The sequence below is a fragment of the Ramlibacter paludis genome, from assembly GCF_022012305.1.
GTDB classification, from domain to species: Bacteria; Pseudomonadota; Gammaproteobacteria; order Burkholderiales; family Burkholderiaceae_C; genus Ramlibacter; species Ramlibacter paludis.
Genome location: NZ_JAKLTM010000002.1, coordinates 595,949 through 610,282 on the forward strand (window position 1 = coordinate 595,949; position 14,334 = coordinate 610,282).

At 63.0% G+C, this 14,334-nt stretch carries 18 protein-coding genes and 1 pseudogene; 10 read left to right on the forward strand and 9 right to left on the reverse strand.

All coding sequences use genetic code 11. The features are described 5' to 3' along the window. Position 1: 1 nt before the first annotated feature. A complete protein-coding gene (locus LZ009_RS09520) occupies positions 2 to 643 on the reverse strand; it encodes an EcsC family protein (RefSeq protein ID WP_275697670.1) in 642 nt (213 codons plus the stop codon). 723 nt (positions 644 to 1,366) lie between these two features. On the opposite strand from LZ009_RS09520, the gene LZ009_RS09525 reads away from it, so the two are divergent. The 5 genes from LZ009_RS09525 (at position 1,367) to LZ009_RS09540 (ending at position 3,503) form a co-directional block, all read left to right on the forward strand. Beyond that, positions 1,367 to 1,735 carry a hypothetical protein gene (locus tag LZ009_RS09525; RefSeq protein ID WP_275697671.1) on the forward strand — a complete coding sequence of 123 codons (369 nt, stop codon included), beginning with the start codon at positions 1,367 to 1,369 and terminating at the stop codon, positions 1,733 to 1,735. Between the two features lie 69 nt (positions 1,736 to 1,804). Next, positions 1,805 to 2,245 carry a helix-turn-helix domain-containing protein gene (locus tag LZ009_RS09530; RefSeq protein ID WP_275697672.1) on the forward strand — a complete coding sequence of 147 codons (441 nt, stop codon included), beginning with the start codon at positions 1,805 to 1,807 and terminating at the stop codon, positions 2,243 to 2,245. Between the two features lie 738 nt (positions 2,246 to 2,983). Further along, positions 2,984 to 3,238, forward strand: coding sequence for a BPSL0761 family protein (locus LZ009_RS09535; protein ID WP_275697673.1), 255 nt, complete (start codon positions 2,984 to 2,986; stop codon positions 3,236 to 3,238). Further along, entirely contained in the window at positions 3,238 to 3,348 is a 111-nt protein-coding gene (locus LZ009_RS24355; protein WP_430300255.1) for a DUF433 domain-containing protein, read from the forward strand. Before LZ009_RS09535 ends, LZ009_RS24355 begins: the two co-directional genes overlap by 1 nt. Beyond that, a complete protein-coding gene (locus LZ009_RS09540) occupies positions 3,345 to 3,503 on the forward strand; it encodes a hypothetical protein (RefSeq protein ID WP_275697674.1) in 159 nt (52 codons plus the stop codon). Before LZ009_RS24355 ends, LZ009_RS09540 begins: the two co-directional genes overlap by 4 nt. 597 nt (positions 3,504 to 4,100) lie before the next feature. Here the strand turns inward: LZ009_RS09540 and LZ009_RS09545 are convergent. From LZ009_RS09545 to LZ009_RS09565, 5 genes are all read right to left on the reverse strand, one after another. Beyond that, positions 4,101 to 4,970, reverse strand: a complete 870-nt coding sequence (locus LZ009_RS09545; protein ID WP_275697675.1) for an OST-HTH/LOTUS domain-containing protein — start codon at positions 4,968 to 4,970, stop codon at positions 4,101 to 4,103. A gap of 368 nt (positions 4,971 to 5,338) precedes the next feature. Further along, positions 5,339 to 5,611 carry a hypothetical protein gene (locus LZ009_RS09550; protein ID WP_275697676.1) on the reverse strand — a complete coding sequence of 91 codons (273 nt, stop codon included), beginning with the start codon at positions 5,609 to 5,611 and terminating at the stop codon, positions 5,339 to 5,341. A 239-nt stretch (positions 5,612 to 5,850) separates the two neighbouring features. After that, positions 5,851 to 6,144: a hypothetical protein gene (locus LZ009_RS09555; RefSeq protein ID WP_275697677.1), complete on the reverse strand. Its 294-nt coding sequence runs from the start codon at positions 6,142 to 6,144 to the stop codon at positions 5,851 to 5,853. Between the two features lie 85 nt (positions 6,145 to 6,229). Next, positions 6,230 to 6,784 (reverse strand): helix-turn-helix domain-containing protein, encoded by a 555-nt coding sequence (locus tag LZ009_RS09560; protein ID WP_275697678.1) that lies wholly within the window; start codon positions 6,782 to 6,784, stop codon positions 6,230 to 6,232. A gap of 462 nt (positions 6,785 to 7,246) precedes the next feature. Further along, positions 7,247 to 8,041, reverse strand: coding sequence for a hypothetical protein (locus LZ009_RS09565; RefSeq protein WP_275697679.1), 795 nt, complete (start codon positions 8,039 to 8,041; stop codon positions 7,247 to 7,249). 156 nt (positions 8,042 to 8,197) lie between these two features. Between LZ009_RS09565 and LZ009_RS09570 the strand changes: the two genes are divergently transcribed. The 5 genes and pseudogenes from LZ009_RS09570 (at position 8,198) to xth (ending at position 11,130) form a co-directional block, all read left to right on the forward strand. Then, a complete protein-coding gene (locus LZ009_RS09570) occupies positions 8,198 to 8,614 on the forward strand; it encodes a helix-turn-helix domain-containing protein (RefSeq protein WP_430300223.1) in 417 nt (138 codons plus the stop codon). A gap of 357 nt (positions 8,615 to 8,971) precedes the next feature. After that, a pseudogene (gene thyA, locus LZ009_RS09575) lies at positions 8,972 to 9,244 on the forward strand (thymidylate synthase); the annotation flags it as partial. Further along, positions 9,241 to 9,729 (forward strand): dihydrofolate reductase, encoded by a 489-nt coding sequence (locus LZ009_RS09580; RefSeq protein WP_275697681.1) that lies wholly within the window; start codon positions 9,241 to 9,243, stop codon positions 9,727 to 9,729. The pseudogene thyA and the gene LZ009_RS09580, both read left to right, overlap by 4 nt. 10 nt (positions 9,730 to 9,739) lie before the next feature. Further along, on the forward strand, positions 9,740 to 10,357 hold the full coding sequence (locus LZ009_RS09585; RefSeq protein ID WP_275697682.1) for a DUF4337 domain-containing protein: 618 nt from the start codon (positions 9,740 to 9,742) through the stop codon (positions 10,355 to 10,357). Continuing rightward, the gene (gene xth / locus LZ009_RS09590) at positions 10,354 to 11,130 is read left to right on the forward strand and encodes an exodeoxyribonuclease III (protein ID WP_275697683.1); all 777 of its coding nucleotides are present in this window, start codon (positions 10,354 to 10,356) and stop codon (positions 11,128 to 11,130) included. The genes LZ009_RS09585 and xth overlap by 4 nt, the downstream gene beginning before the upstream one ends. Before the next feature lie 70 nt (positions 11,131 to 11,200). On the opposite strand, the gene ntrC is transcribed toward xth, so the two are convergent. The 3 genes from ntrC to LZ009_RS09605 are packed head-to-tail and all read right to left on the reverse strand — an operon-like array spanning position 11,201 to position 14,287. Then, entirely contained in the window at positions 11,201 to 12,682 is a 1,482-nt protein-coding gene (gene ntrC / locus LZ009_RS09595; RefSeq protein ID WP_275697684.1) for a nitrogen regulation protein NR(I), read from the reverse strand. A 29-nt stretch (positions 12,683 to 12,711) separates the two neighbouring features. Continuing rightward, positions 12,712 to 13,770 carry a nitrogen regulation protein NR(II) gene (glnL, locus tag LZ009_RS09600; RefSeq protein WP_346730732.1) on the reverse strand — a complete coding sequence of 353 codons (1,059 nt, stop codon included), beginning with the start codon at positions 13,768 to 13,770 and terminating at the stop codon, positions 12,712 to 12,714. 4 nt (positions 13,771 to 13,774) lie between these two features. Beyond that, positions 13,775 to 14,287 (reverse strand): hypothetical protein, encoded by a 513-nt coding sequence (locus tag LZ009_RS09605; protein ID WP_275697685.1) that lies wholly within the window; start codon positions 14,285 to 14,287, stop codon positions 13,775 to 13,777. Positions 14,288 to 14,334 lie beyond the last annotated feature (47 nt).

The following is a 14,334-nucleotide window of genomic DNA, read 5'->3' on the forward strand; positions in this document are numbered from 1 at the left end:
CTTAAGGCTGTGGCCTTGCCGTGTCGCCACGCGGGGCGGGACTTTGGGGGTCTTCCTCCGTGAAAGCTGCATCATTCCCGAACAGCTCCATTGCAGCCGTACCAACCTTCTTCGTATCCTTGTAGGCGTAAATTCCTACACCAGCAGCGCCAATGAACGGAATCCAGCGAGCCACCGTCCTGCCAATCAGCTTCTGCGTAACGCGGTAGCCAATCTTGTTCACGATTTGTTGGATGGTGCGTAGACTTGCGCGGCGGACCAGAAATCGTTCGCCCGCACGAGTCACGACATCGCGGAACAGGTGGGCGCCTCCGTGTTTGAAAAGGCAGTACAGCATCTGTGTTTCGTCCAGAGTAGCGGACTTTCCATAAACAGCGGCCACATCTGCGACAAGCTGCGCCTGAATCCTGTACACAGTAATCAAGTCCGGAAGCAACGTTGCAAGGCCAAGGGGTCCAGGAACCAAAGCGGCGCCCCCTGAGATGGCCGCAGTCTTCGCAGCGGCAGCCTTGGTAAGCTCTTGAGCGCGTTGAGCCGGAGTGGAGCTCGCCAGCTCCTTTGTACTTGGAATCGAAGCGAGAAGACTCATTAGGCCCTGAGTCAGTTTCTCAGTAAACCCAGTTTCAATCAGCTTGTCCGTCACTCCGGTTCCTCCTGTAACTTATAGTACGACCCCTAATGTATCAAGGGTCAGAACGATTTCTGCGCGTCGCTGCACTTTCTCACGCCTAGCGTGCGCAGGCTCCAACACCTAACGAGCCGATAGGAGCAACACCGCTGGCGTGCTTGACTCATCTCCGGCTGCTTGCGCAGAAGTTGAAACCAGAAACTGTCCGTCTCTACCACCAGCCGGGGCACTAGCTGTGGCTTGCCGTCGAGACGAGCGCCCAGCCAGTGCTGCCGTAAGCCCTTCCCGGTTCCCGGGTGCTAAGTACCGGCTAGCTGCGTTAGGGACGAGCAGGGCGGCTCGCATCCGGAGTCGCTGACAACGCCAGGCAGAGACCCCGCTAGTCGGCAGGGGCCTTGGTGCCGAGTGTCCGGGGCGGCCGAAGGCTAAAACGGGCATCTACACGGGTTCCATCGAACAAAGGACATGCCCGTGAGCCACGCAAGCCCCGCCACTTCTAAAGTCTCACCGCCTCCCGGCATCAGCACCAGCTTTGGCTCTATCGGACCGCTGCAAGGCCAGCTCCGCCTCTTCTTGGGGTGCAGCTCACACCCTGATAACGACAATGGCGCGGCCGTGGCGTTCGCAAATGAGGGCCTTCCGCGACCTGGCCGGGACCTTCAATGTCAACACTTCGTTTTGGACTGCGATGCTCCGCTACTGGTACTGGCGGCTAAGCGTCACGACTCCTGTGTTTACGTGTTAGTCAATCTCGCAGACACCGCATCACGTCAGGCCTTCTCCAAGGCTTATGGATTATCTGGTCTCGAACTCGTCTTGATTGACAGTGTGTTGCGCGCGACTAGCTGCATGCTCGCCGTTAGTGACGAATCCCGCAAGACATTGCGAGAAGTACTGGCCAGTCACGAAGCCTTCCTTCGCGATGACCATCTCTGGCTGCTGCGCCTTGGAGAGGTGACCTCTGGCTTGCCCCAGGAGTTCGCCAAACGCCATCCAGAGGCAGCGTCAAGCCGAAGCCATCATGTGCTGGTCCTGTTGGGTAACAGAGACGCACATTTCGTGGGCGTGCGTGATGCGCTGCGGCGCACTCTCGGCAAGTACAAGTAGATTGCGTCAAGCACTGGCTCGTGCGCATATGATTTGGCTCCCGCATTTTCCGCAGGCTTTGAATATCCAATGCCCAACCTCGCAGCAGCCCTCAAGACTGAAATCGCTCGTATCGCCAGGAAGGAACTGCGCGGCGACCTAGACGCCTTGAAGAAGGCTTCGACCGGCTATCGTCGAGAGATTGCCACTCTGAAGAAGCGCAACGCGGACTTGGAGCGCTTGCTTAAAAGAGCTGCCAAGGCTGTGCCCCGCGGCCCGGTCAAGCCCGGGGACACGGGCAGTGAAGACCGCCAGCTGCGATTCAGCCCTGCGCGACTCGCTTCGCAGCGAAAGAAGCTTGGCTTATCTGCCGCCAACTTCGCCAAGCTCATTGGCGTCTCAGGCCTGAGTGTCTACAAATGGGAGAACGGGCAGACGCGGCCCCGGCGCGCGCAGTTGGAGGCAATTGCCGCAGTGCGCGGCATTGGCAAGCGCGAAGCGCAGGAGCGGCTTGAGCAGCTGGCTGGCTAAGGTAGGTTGGCAAGCGGCGTAGGCCCAAGGCCACTCAGACGGCGCTATACCTCGAGCTCGTCACTCCGGTCGCGTAAATAGATGGGCGAGCGCCACAGGATGAAGTGGCTCTCGCATCCGCTGTCCATCCAGACGGAAGGGAACGGTGACAGGTCGGCGCCATTGGCGTAGAAGCGCCAAGCCTTTCCCCGCGCGACCGTCCAAGTTGATGGTCAGCCATCTCGCCGCAGCCATCTGGGCAAGCCATGACCAGAAGCGAAGGACGCCGCGGCGAACAAGCGCCGCATCACCGGGCTTGCCCGGGAGTTCGTCGGTCTAATGACGGTGAGTGACCTCACCTTTGAAGGCGAGTCGGTCCGCACGCTCCTCTGCAGCCCGAGAGCGCGCCAAATCGGCCGCAGACGGGTGCTGCATTTCCATTGGTCTCAGAAAACCCGGCGCCAAGAGCGTTTCGTGTTCATGACGAAATGGTAGCGGCGTCCCGCCGGCGCAACTCTGCCCCGAGCAGCAGCATCCACTCGCGATTGGTGAACCCGCCGCAGCCTGGCCGCAGCATGGGGCCCCTGTCCCCGTCGCCGTCGTGCAGGTAGCGCAGCACGGCGCGCACGTGCCCGGTGCGCATGTCACTCAGGCGAATCGGACTACCATACGCATCAATCCAGTGGGGCGTTAGCATCACCGCCAATTCTGACGCCGAATCCCTTTGCGGGCTACTATGAACGCCAACTGGAGAATGCAATGGCCACGCCGTACTCACGAACGAAAGCACTGGTGCAGACAAAGGAGCTGTTGGTGCACCTCGCGGACCCGAAGACGGACGGCATTGCCGAGGAGCTTCGCTCGCGGGCCCAGGCGCTGCTTCTAGCCTTCCCCACCTTGGCGGAGATAGAGGCGCTGCACCGCGCCTCTCCGGAGCTGCTGGGCCCGGCGCCACCCTTCTCCAGGCTGTCTGGGAGCGGTGACGTTCTGGGAGTCATCGACGCGACCCGATGATGCCCAACCGGCTCATAGCGGAAGACCCTGACATTCTTGGCGGAGTGCCGTGCTTCGCCGGCACGCGGGTGCCCATCGAGCACGTATTGCATCTGTCGACAAGGGCGTGAGCTTGGAGCGGTTGCGGGCCTCGTGGCCGTTCCTCACTGCGGAGCACATCCAGGAGGCGCGGCGCTACGCGGCCAAGAAGCAGACGCTGGCCGACGTGCTTGCCCACATGCCCAACCCAAGGCGTGACGAGGACTTCGCGCGCTCCAACGACTGACACCAAGCCCCTTGGGGTGCTTCTTACTTGGAGCGTCGGCGCAGTTCCGCCTCCAGAAACAACAGCCACACCCCATTGCTGAAACCGGCGGAGCCAGGCCGGAGCAAGGGTCCCTTTTCACCGTCGCCCGCGTGCACGCAACGGCGGACGGCGTGCATGTGCTCGCTGCTCATGTCGCCTAGGCGCATAGGTGAGACGTCCGCGCAAATCCAAAGCGGCGTCTGCGGTGAAAATTCTGACACCATGTCACCCCATGGACTTGCACCGTCGCCAAGACATTCGCAGTCTCGCGCTGCACGAGGAAGCCGTCCGCGTGCTCAAATCCCACCCTGAAAGGGCCGCGCGGGCGCTCCACGTACTCGACCACTGGGAGACGGCGGCAGACCCTGCATCCAAGCCACTGCGCGACGAGTGGCGCCGCATCATCGAAAACAAGCTTTGGGCTCTCGCACTGGAAGATTCCGACCGCGGGCAGCAGCTGCGTCAGGCAAGTCCCTTAGGCTTCGTCTTGGACGCAGCATCCCGGAGCGCCATCCTTGAGAGATACCGGCGAGGCTAAGGTCGGGCGTTACTTGAACAGAGCCACTTTTTGGCACTTCAGGGCGAAAAAGCTCTCTCGCGAAACCATGCAGTCTTGGTACCGTCGCCTTCCGGTCGGTACTGAAGGTCAAACTGACGAGACTCGCTCAACACTTGCGGCCATGTCCGGCAGCCGTACTTCTCCGGCACCTGGTCAGGGTGGGTCTTAGCAATCCAGGCGCGCGCCAAGTCCAATCTCGTCCACCCGCCCTCGGTTAGCTGCTCTGTCGCTTCCCGCAATACGCGGACGATGCCTGTGTGTGGCCACTCAAAGCTACCGTCCGGCGCTACGCCATTCACAAGCATTTCGAGGAACGCCGGTGCCTGTGTGACTTGCGCCGCCATGCTCCGCGTTTCGTCCATGGCCTTTGCCCACGCGGTGAGCTCTAGGTAGTGGCGGTCGATTCGGGCGTAGCGCTCTTCCAAGTGGCGGGCGGCGTCAACGCAACCTTCCTCCGACCACACATCGAATCGTTCTATCAGGTGATGCACAAGCTGGTTCCGCAAATCCACCAGTTCTTCCAACGCGGCCTTGGTCTTGCTTCGGTCCTCCGGCGCCATTTCGATACGAAAGCTGAATGCCATCGCGATGCGGTCAGTCGCTGCCTTGCCGTCCGGAAGAAGGTCCCGCTCGAAGCCGCTGGGAACAACGTATGTCTCAAATAACGCCTTCACAAGCGCTCCCAAAGACTTATCTGAAAGCTTGTCTGTGCGCTCTTCCCGCTGCGCCTGCAGAGTGTCGACAGGGCCGGCAAGCTCGTGGTGCGCCAATAGTGCTTTCAGCAGCCGCTCGTACTGCTGGATGCGCAGCAGGCAACGGCCAAGCAAACGTTGAACGCCCAGCTGAAGCTCGGGTCGCGGGTCTTCATTGCCCAGTGTGGCCGCCATGCGTGTCGCTCAAAAACATTTCACAGTCGCCTTCGCAGCGCCGGACTGGAGAAGCGTTTGGGGACTTGGTGACGTGACCCCATTGTAGCGTCCGCACCACTTTTAACTGGATAGAATCACAGTATGCAGGTACGGGTTGTCTTGGAGCGGGAACGGGGCGAATACCGACCTTCAATGGGACCAAAGGACGTGGGCACGGGAGACCTGCACCTCACCTACCGGACGAGTCGCAACCGTCGTGTGGGAGTGCTCCAACTCCTGTCCGCGGACAAGCTATGGCCGAACCTATATGACCCCAAGCTGGTTGACCTGAGTGCGGACCGCCTGCGATTTGTCGGCATCGAACGCGTCGGCAACGCATGGGTGGTTCAGGAGTGGATTTGCGAATTGGTTTGACGGGCCACTAGGCGGTCTCCAGCCGCCACCTCGAGCGCCGCAGGCATGTAGCGGCCGCACACCAGCAGCAGGCTAAGCGGCTCCTCACCGAAGTGCACCGCTTGCACGGGGAGAGCTTTGCCAGTTCTCTCAAGAGCGACACTTTCCGCGTCCAGGGCGCTCCCCGTGAGCCATCGACCGTGGACCAACACCAAGCCGGCTTTGTCTTCCACCCGGTCCACGTGCAGCGAAAAGGCCTCTTTCATGGCGCTGATTTTCTGGGACGTCGCGCCTGCAACGAGCGTACGAATACCAGAGGCATTGCGAACTGGTTCGCCGCACCGCCGCGGAAGCCATCACAGGCGCTTAGAGCGCTTGGCGAAATAACCGCCGCAGGCCTTGCGAAAGAATGCCTGGGCGCGAAGCTGCGGATTGGGCGCGCGCCCTGTTTGCGACCCCTTGGAATCGGCCGGAAGAAGCCCTCAGCCGTATCGGCCATGGCTTCTTAGTTCGATTTGCGCAGCGCAGTTCGCAGTTCCGACCCCGCCACGAGGTAATGCTCCAGCAGCGTCCACCACGCGTCCGGAAGCTCCATCAGTTCCTTGGTGGCCAGGTGCTCCAGGCGGCATACACCGGCGCCCTCAATGTGGACCCAGTGGGCCACCTCGTCGAAGTCATCAAACAACTGCACGCTCTTGCCGCCTGCATCCACTGCATGGAAGCAGACGCGCCAGAAGGGACGCTGTCCCGGTTGGGGCACTCCCTTCGTGAAGGTCATCCCAATGGCGTAGACGCTCATTGCAGCCTTTCTTTAATGTGATGGTGAGACTCTTGGAGGGCGTCGCCAGAGTGTTCTATTCACGTCGCCCAGTGAAGCTGTCCGTCTACTGTCCCTTGTCGTCAGCAGGAACCATCGCGGTGACATCAACTTGGTTTGGCATCAGGACCGTCCCTGTAGCCGCTTCATACAGCCTGACGACCCCAAAGAGACTGTCAGTGCTGCAACTGCGCAGTTCCGAAGTCAGCACTGCGTTCCACTTTGGGTCTGCTGCGATGAAATCGACAGCGCGACTCAAGTCCTTTTTGTAGATGTCGACGCTTCGAAAAAGGTCCTCAGGCGTCACCCGTTCCGCCAACATGAGTACTTGTAGACGCGGAATGTCGAGATACACCGCACATGCGCCGGAGAAGTCGTCGCTGATGGTGTTCACCGCGCGGATGCCTCTTTCCATCTGCAGGATATAGCCCGGTGTCACCTGCAGCTCGCGAGCCATTTCAGCTTCTTCTTGCCCCAACTCACGCGCACGTTGCTTGAGAGCTTGCAACAACCTAGCGCCGGGGCGGGTCGTGTCCACCGGGGGTCCCGGCGGGTTGGTGGAGGTCGTGCCCGCCTTGAGAGCAACGACGTTGGTCTTGTTGGATTCGTTCTTCTTGGTCATTTTGTTCTCCGATGAGCCCGGCTACTTTTTTGCAGAGCCGGTGTGTCCTGTAAAAGCTGCGCCCCTGGCAGCAGCTACTTGAGTTTCTGAATCTTGTTGGCTCAGTGCGCCCTCGGAGGGGTCTCCTCCGGCAGGGTGCCCAAGGGGCACCGGGGAGTCAGTCCCTGGGCCGGACGGGGTGTTTCGCCCCCGCCACCCGACCTGGTCTGACCAAACAGTTGTTAAAGAACGAGAACAGCCCGACGATGCGGAGCGACTTTGAGGGGATGAATGCACGCAACCCTCTAGCAGAGGGGGCGTCGTTGGTGGAGCGACTTGCGCCGTCCTAAGTGAGCTTCGGAGAGTCGAAGCTGCGATGTGCGCGCATCTTAGCTCAGCCTTAGTCTCTGGGCAAGACGGCACGTTGGCTGTTTGCGACGCAGGCGCACCGACCTTGTTAGGCGGTGCTTCAGTTCGCGAGCCCTATCGCTGGACGTCGAAATGCGCCTTGACCCGTCCAGCAATCCAGGCAGATTCGGCAGGTGATAAGCCCCACCCGAACTGCTTCTTGTGTACCTGCGCGAGCACTTGCGAAACCAATCTCGAAACCTCCGTGTCTGGCTTCTCCAGGCGCTTGTTTTCTGCGTATGCCACCAGTTGGTTGACCAAGTCTTGACAGATGTCGTGGCGCTCGGCGCGCGCGACCACCCCGTCGCTGGTAAACCTACCCTTCTCCTCACGTATGCCCAGCTTGGGCTGGCTTCCTGGCACCACCCCCGGAGGCACTGGCACTGGAAAGTCATCCGGCACGTCGACGGGGCCTCGCGAGGTTGGTTGCGCAACAGCGTTCGGTAGGGCGCTGTACACAAGCGCACGGCCTTCCCTGACGTCGACGGGTCTGAGATGCGCGTCACGGACCAGGGGGTCTCCTTCAAGCTGCAGCAAAAATAAGCCGGTCTCCTGTACTTCCTCCGGAGCAGGTGCCCAAATGGTCTCAATCCAGGTCACGTGCCATCGAGTACCAGGACGGCGCTCCTTCTCAACACGCGCGACCCCCTTCCGGTCGTCCGCCGGGATGCCCTCCAGGATAGCTAGGAGGGTGTCCTCCCAGGCCACGAGCGTGGTCTGCGGCACCTTTTGCTGACCGTACTTAGCTTCATACACGAACAGGTACCAAGGGGACTCCACCGAAAGAGTCACCGCCCGCCAGGACTGATGCCCCGGGCCGACTAAGTTCCCAGGCATGAACTGCTCGAAGTGGGGCATGGTGACGAACACTGACGCTCCAGGCTGAGGTAAAAAAAGATGCCTAAATTGTGGCGCAAAACGAGTCACCCTACAACGGACGAGACACAAACTTTTTAGGTGCCAGGCCATCACGCGCCCAGACCTAAATCGCCACAGACCGAACTACTCTCGATACTTGCAGCCAATGTGCGCACGCTCCGAGCAGAGTCGAGCTGGAGCACACGCGCGTTCGCTGAGCACGCCGGACTGAGCCTGTCCACGCTCTACGGTATTGAGCACGGGACGCAAACTACGGTTAGGCTTTCGACCGTACTCACTGTGGCCAAAGCCTTCGGCGTTCACGTCAGCGCACTGTTGACACCGATTACCAAGCCGAGGCGGCCGTGGACCGATGAGGAGCCGCTGGAGCTTGCAGCCTCAGCCCTCATCCTGCTGCGGCAAGCTAAGGGCTGGACGCAGGAGGAGCTTGCGACTCACGCAGGAGTTGCCCGCGACATCGTTGCTAAGATTGAGCGCGGAAGCCGAAATCCAACACTTGAAGTTCTGGACCGACTTGCGGCTGCTCTCGAGGTCCGCACTGCTGACCTATTTGCTTCGCCGTAGAAGGGGAAATTTCGCCGTTAGGGTCGACCCGGTGACTGACCGCAGACCAGTGAGGCATTCAAGGGGAGCTGTGTTGCGAGGTTCCACAGCCGCAAGCGGCTGTTCCACCCCGCCTGACCAAGGAACAGCCGATAGAAGAAATCCGAAATTCCACTCCCGAGGAGGTACCAGTGGGAGCAGGTTCCTGAGTCAATAAACACTTCCGGAACTGCGGGACGGAGTTAGGTGCATTCGATTGGCCCCGACTCGCCGGGGCCCCCCTGCCTCCTTGGCGTGAGGAAGGGCACGCAAGTGTCAGAATAGCGGAGAGACGTTCTACTCAGACAGAAATTGGTTCGAATGAAGAATGTGACAGATCCCTTCAACATCGCGAGCTACGCGCTGCTGACGCACATGATGGCGCAGCAATGCGACCTGGAAGTCGGCGACTTCATCTGGACCGGCGGCGACTGCCACATCTACAGCAACCACCACGAGCAGGTGGAGCTGCAGCTCTCGCGCCAGCCCTTCCCCTACCCGACGCTCGTCATCAGGCGCAAGCCGGACTCGATCTTCGACTACCGGTTCGAGGACTTCGAGGTGCAGGGCTACGAGTCCGGCGGCGCGATCAAGGCGCCGGTGGCCGTTTGAAGCTCGGCCTCATCTACGCCCGCGCCCGCAACGGCGTGATCGGCAAGGACAACCAGATGCCCTGGCACCTGCCGGAGGACCTGGCGCACCTGAAGCAGACCACCATCGGCAAGCCGGTCATCATGGGCCGCAAGACCTGGGACTCGCTGCCGGCGAAGTTCCGGCCGCTGCCCGGACGCCGCAACATCGTCATCACGCGCCAGCCCGACTGGCAGGCCGCAGGCGCCGAGCGCGCCAGCACCGTCGAGGAAGCGATCGCGCTGTGCGGCGACGTGCCGCTGGCGTGGGTGATCGGCGGCGCCGAAATCTACAAGCTGGCGCTGCCCCATGCGGACATCGCCGTGGTCACCGAGATCGATGCGGACTTCGAGGGCGACGTCTACGCACCGCAGCTCGGGCCGCAATGGCAGGAAGCCGCCCGCGAGCGGCATGTTTCGAAGACGGGGCTGGGGTACAGCTTCGTGACATTTCAAAAAAGCACATAGAGGAGCATCGATGTCAGGCGGAACCTTCCACGTCCACGGACCCCACGACCACGAGCTGGAGCACGCGCAGCAGCACGCCGCCGCGGGCCACGGCGACGCGTCGGCGCACCACGGCATTGCCGGCGGCAGCATGACCAACCAGATCGCGCTGTTCACGGCCGTGATCGCCACGGTCGGCGCGATCTTCGCGTACATGGGCGGCGCCACGCAGGCCAACGCGGGCCTGTACAAGAACAACGCGGCGATCAAGAAGACCGAAGCGTCGAACCAGTGGAACTACTTCCAGGCCAAGTCGACCAAGCAGTCGCTGGCCGAGATCTCGCGCGACCTCGCGCCGCCGGACAAGCAGCCGAACTACCAGGCCAAGATCGAGCGCTACGAGAAGGAAAAGAAGGAGATCCAGACGCAGGCGGAGAAGATCGAAGCCGAGTCGAAGGACTGGGACAAGCAGAGCGACGCGCAGATGCACCTGCACCACCGCTGGGCCCAGGCGACCACCGCGCTGCAGGTGTCGATCGCGCTGGCCGCCATCGCGCTGCTGACCAGGAAGAAGTGGCTGGAGATGGGCATGTTCGCGATGGGCGCCGTGGGCCTGGCGATCGGCGTGGCGGCGGTCCTGCACGTATGAAGATCACGACCTGGAACGTCAACTCGCTGGCGGCGCGGCTGCAGCACGTCCTGGACTGGACGGCGGCCAACCCGGTGGACGTGCTGTGCCTCCAGGAACTGAAGCTCACCGACGACAAGTTTCCCCTCGACGAATTGCGCGCGGCGGGCTACGAGCACTGCGCCGTGTTCGGGCAGAAGACGTACAACGGCGTCGCGGTGATGAGCCGCGTGCCGGTGCGCGACGCGGTGAAGAACATCGTCGGCTTCGAGGACGACAGCTCGCGCGTGCTGGCGGTGACGCTGGACACGCCGCAAGGCGAGCTGCGGCTGGTGAACGGCTATTTCGTCAACGGCCAGGCGCCGGGCTCGGAGAAGTTCGCGTACAAGATGGCTTGGCTGGGCGGGCTGAACGCCTACCTGCGCGCGGAGATGGCGCGGCATCCGCGCCTGATGCTGGTGGGCGACTTCAACATCGCGCCGGAGGACAGGGATTCCTTCGACCCGGTCGGCCTGAAGGAAACGATCCACCACACCAGCGAAGAGCGGGAGCATTTCCGGCAGTTGCTGGCGCTGGGCCTGGTCGACAGCTTCCGCCTCTTCGAGCAGCCCGAGAAGAGCTACAGCTGGTGGGACTACCGCATGCTGGGCTACCAGAAGAACCGCGGGCTGCGCATCGACCACATCCTGGTGAGCGAGCCGCTCAAGCCCGCCGTGAAGGCTTGCGCCATCGACCGCGTGCCGCGCAAGTGGCCCAAGCCGAGCGACCACGCGCCGGTGACGGTGGAGATCTGAGCGGGAAGCCGGGGTTGCCACCCCGGCCTACGGAATCCTGTAGGCCGGGGTGGCAACCCCGGCGCGGCGCTCACTCGAGCCCGAGTTCCTGGATCTTCCGCGTGATCGTGTTCCGCCCGATCCCCAACTTCTGCGCCGCCTCGATGCGACGCCCGCGCGTGTTCGACAGCGCGGTCAGGATCAGCTTCGACTCGAAGCGCTTCGTGAGCTCTTCCCACACGTCGTGCCGGCCACTGGCAAGCAGCGCCAGCGCCTCGGCTTCCAGCCCGGCTTCCCAGCCGCCCGTCGCGGCAACGACCGGCATCGCCACCGGCGCTTCGCCGCCTACCGCCGCCGCCGGCATCTCCGGCACGGCGGCCCGCGCAGGTGCCGCCACGGTCTCGCCCGCCCCCGACCCCACCTCCGGCGGCAAGTCCTTCGGCTCGATCAGCTGCGCCGGCGCCATCACGGTCAGCCAGTGGCAGATGTTTTCCAGCTGCCGCACGTTGCCCGGGAAGGCAAAGTTCGTGAGCCGCGCCAGCGCCGCATCGGAGATGCGCTTGGGCTCCACGCCCAGCTGCTTCGCGCTTTGCTGCAGGAAGTGCCGCGCCAGCATCGGGATGTCCTCGCGCCGCTCGCGCAAGGCCGGCAGGCGCAGGCGGATCACGTTGAGGCGGTGGAACAGGTCCTCGCGGAAGACGCCGTCCTTCACGCGCTGCTCCAGGTCCTGGTGCGTCGCCGCGATGACGCGCACGTTCGCCTTCACGGCGTTGTGCCCGCCCACGCGATAGAAGTGCCCGTCGGACAGCACGCGTAGCAAGCGCGTCTGCAGGTCGAAGGGCATGTCGCCGATTTCGTCGAGGAACAGCGTGCCGCCCTCGGCCTGCTCGAAGCGGCCGCGGCGCATCGTCTGCGCGCCGGTGAAGGCGCCGCGCTCATGGCCGAACAGCTCGGACTCCAGCAGGTCCTTGGGGATCGCCGCGGTGTTGATCGCGACGAAGGGGCCGCCCGCGCGCGGCGAGTGCTTGTGCAGCGCGCGCGCCACCAGTTCCTTGCCCGAGCCCGACTCGCCGGTGATCATCACCGTCACGTTCGATTGCGACAGCCGGCCGATGGCACGGAACACGTCCTGCATCGCCGGCGCTTGCCCGAGCATCTCAGGCGCGGCGGCCATGCGCTCTTCGGCCACTTCCTCGCGCTGGCTTTCTTCCACCGCGCGGCGAATCAGCTCGATCGCCTTCGGCAGGTCGAAGGGCTTGGGCAGGTATTCGAAGGCGCCGCCCTGGAAGGCGCTCACCGCGCTGTCCAGGTCCGAGAAGGCCGTCATGATGATGACGGGCAGCCCCGGATGCTTCTCCTTCACCTTGGTCAGCAGGTCCAGGCCCGAGCCGCCCGGCATGCGGATGTCGCTCACCAGGATCTGCGGGCCGTCTTCGTCTTCGCCGCCCTCGAGGGCGGCCAGCACTTCGCGCGCGTTGGTGAAGCTGCGCGTGGGCAGGTCTTCGCGCATCAGCGCTTTTTCGAGCACGAAGCGGATGGATTGGTCATCGTCAACGATCCAGATCGGCTTCATGGGTCCCTTGTAGTCGCGTTACGTTCTCTCTAGGGCAAGGGGATGAGGATCTTGAAATCCGTCCGCCCCGGCACGCTGTCGCACTCGATCAGGCCATGGTGCTGCTGCACGAAGGTTTGCGCCAGCGTCAGCCCCAGGCCGGACCCGCCTTCGCGTCCGCTCACGAGCGGAAAGAAGATGCGGTCCTTGATCGAGTCCGGTACACCGGGCCCGTTGTCGATGACATGCAATTCCAGTGCCAGTCGATAGCGCTGCTTGCCGAACGTTACCTGGCGGCCGATGCGGGTCTTGAACGTGAGCTGCGCGTCGCCCGCGGCGATGCGCTCCTGCAGCGCCTGGCAGGCGTTGTGCGCGATGTTCAGCACGGCCTGGATCAGCTGCTCGCGGTCGCCGCGGAACTCGGGAATGGAGGCGTCGTAGTCGCGCACGAGCTTCAGCCCCCGCGGAAACTCCGCCAGGATCAGCGAACGCACCCGCTCGCAGACCTCGTGGATGTTGACGTCGCCCACCACGTGCGGCCGCCGGTGCGGCGCCAGCAGCCGGTCCACCAGCGTCTGCAGCCGGTCGGCCTCGTGGATGATGACCTTGGTGTATTCCTTCAGGTCGCGCGAGTCGATCTCCATCTCCAGCAGCTGCGCCGCTCCGCGGATGCCGCCCAGGGGGTTCTTGATCTCGTGCGCCAGGTTGCGGATCAACTCCTTGTTGGCCTGGGCCTGGTCGATCAGGCGCTCCTCGCGGTCCTGCCGGGCCTGCGCTTCCTGCGGCAGCAGCTCGATCACGAAGTGGTCCGCGTACTCGGTCTGCGCCAGCACCACGTGCACGGGCATCGCCTCGGCGCCGTGGCGCAGCAGCCGCGCGTCGTAGCGCAGGGCCGCGTACTCGTTGACGCGCGCGCCATCGAGCGCCGTCTTCAGGACGTGCGGTTCGGAGAAGAAGTTGAGGAAGCTCGCGCCTTCGATGTTGCGGCGCGACGCGCCGACGGCATCCTCGAGCGCCGCATTGGCGAACAGCACGGTGCCGTCGCCGCGGACCACGGCCACGAGCGTGGCCAGGAGGTCGAAGGACTGGAAGCTGGGCTTGGAGGTCAAGCCCTCATTTTGAGGCCGTGCCGCTGCTGCGGCCGAGCTCGCGCTTGAGTCCGGCAATGTCTTTCTCGTTGCGGTCGATGGCGGCCTTCAGGTCGGCCACGCGATCGAGGTATTTCTGGTAGTTGCGGTGCTCGGGGCCCAGCTTCTCGGGCTCGCCGTTGTTGTATTCCTTGAGCAGCTCGCCCTGGCGCGCCTCGGCCTTCTTCAGTTCGGCTTCCAGGATGTTGCGCGCTTCGGCGTCGCGCAGGCGCTGGTCGGCCGAATCCACCTTCTGCCCGGCGCTGCCCGCGGCCTGCGGCGCATTCGCCACACTCACGGCCTTGCCGGCGCCATTGACCTTGGTTCCCTGGACCACCGTGACGTTGCCGCCCTCGACCGGCTTGCAGTTGTTGGCCTTGGCGTGGGCTTCGTCGTTGGTGTAGTTGCTGTTGCCGCAACGGAAGATGCGGCCTTGCGCCTGCGCATCCGCCAGGAAGGCAAATGCGGCCAAAGGAATCAATGCGTAAGCGAACTTCATGCTGTCCTCCTGCATCCCGGAAAGCGCAGGGACGGCCTTTCAGTATC

Excerpts from the sequence above, each read along its gene's own strand:
- ntrC (WP_275697684.1), bottom strand. The coding sequence starts at position 12,682 with ATGAAGCCGATCTGGATCGTTGACGATGACCAATCCATCCGCTTCGTG.
- LZ009_RS09555 (WP_275697677.1), bottom strand. The coding sequence starts at position 6,144 with ATGAGCGTCTACGCCATTGGGATGACCTTCACGAAGGGAGTGCCCCAA.
- LZ009_RS09605 (WP_275697685.1), bottom strand. The coding sequence starts at position 14,287 with ATGAAGTTCGCTTACGCATTGATTCCTTTGGCCGCATTTGCCTTCCTG.
- LZ009_RS09560 (WP_275697678.1), bottom strand. The coding sequence starts at position 6,784 with ATGACCAAGAAGAACGAATCCAACAAGACCAACGTCGTTGCTCTCAAG.
- LZ009_RS09545 (WP_275697675.1), bottom strand. The coding sequence starts at position 4,970 with ATGGCGGCCACACTGGGCAATGAAGACCCGCGACCCGAGCTTCAGCTG.
- LZ009_RS09530 (WP_275697672.1), top strand. The coding sequence starts at position 1,805 with ATGCCCAACCTCGCAGCAGCCCTCAAGACTGAAATCGCTCGTATCGCC.
- xth (WP_275697683.1), top strand. The coding sequence starts at position 10,354 with ATGAAGATCACGACCTGGAACGTCAACTCGCTGGCGGCGCGGCTGCAG.
- LZ009_RS24355 (WP_430300255.1), top strand. The coding sequence starts at position 3,238 with ATGCCCAACCGGCTCATAGCGGAAGACCCTGACATTCTTGGCGGAGTG.
- LZ009_RS09550 (WP_275697676.1), bottom strand. The coding sequence starts at position 5,611 with ATGAAAGAGGCCTTTTCGCTGCACGTGGACCGGGTGGAAGACAAAGCC.
- LZ009_RS09535 (WP_275697673.1), top strand. The coding sequence starts at position 2,984 with ATGGCCACGCCGTACTCACGAACGAAAGCACTGGTGCAGACAAAGGAG.
- LZ009_RS09585 (WP_275697682.1), top strand. The coding sequence starts at position 9,740 with ATGTCAGGCGGAACCTTCCACGTCCACGGACCCCACGACCACGAGCTG.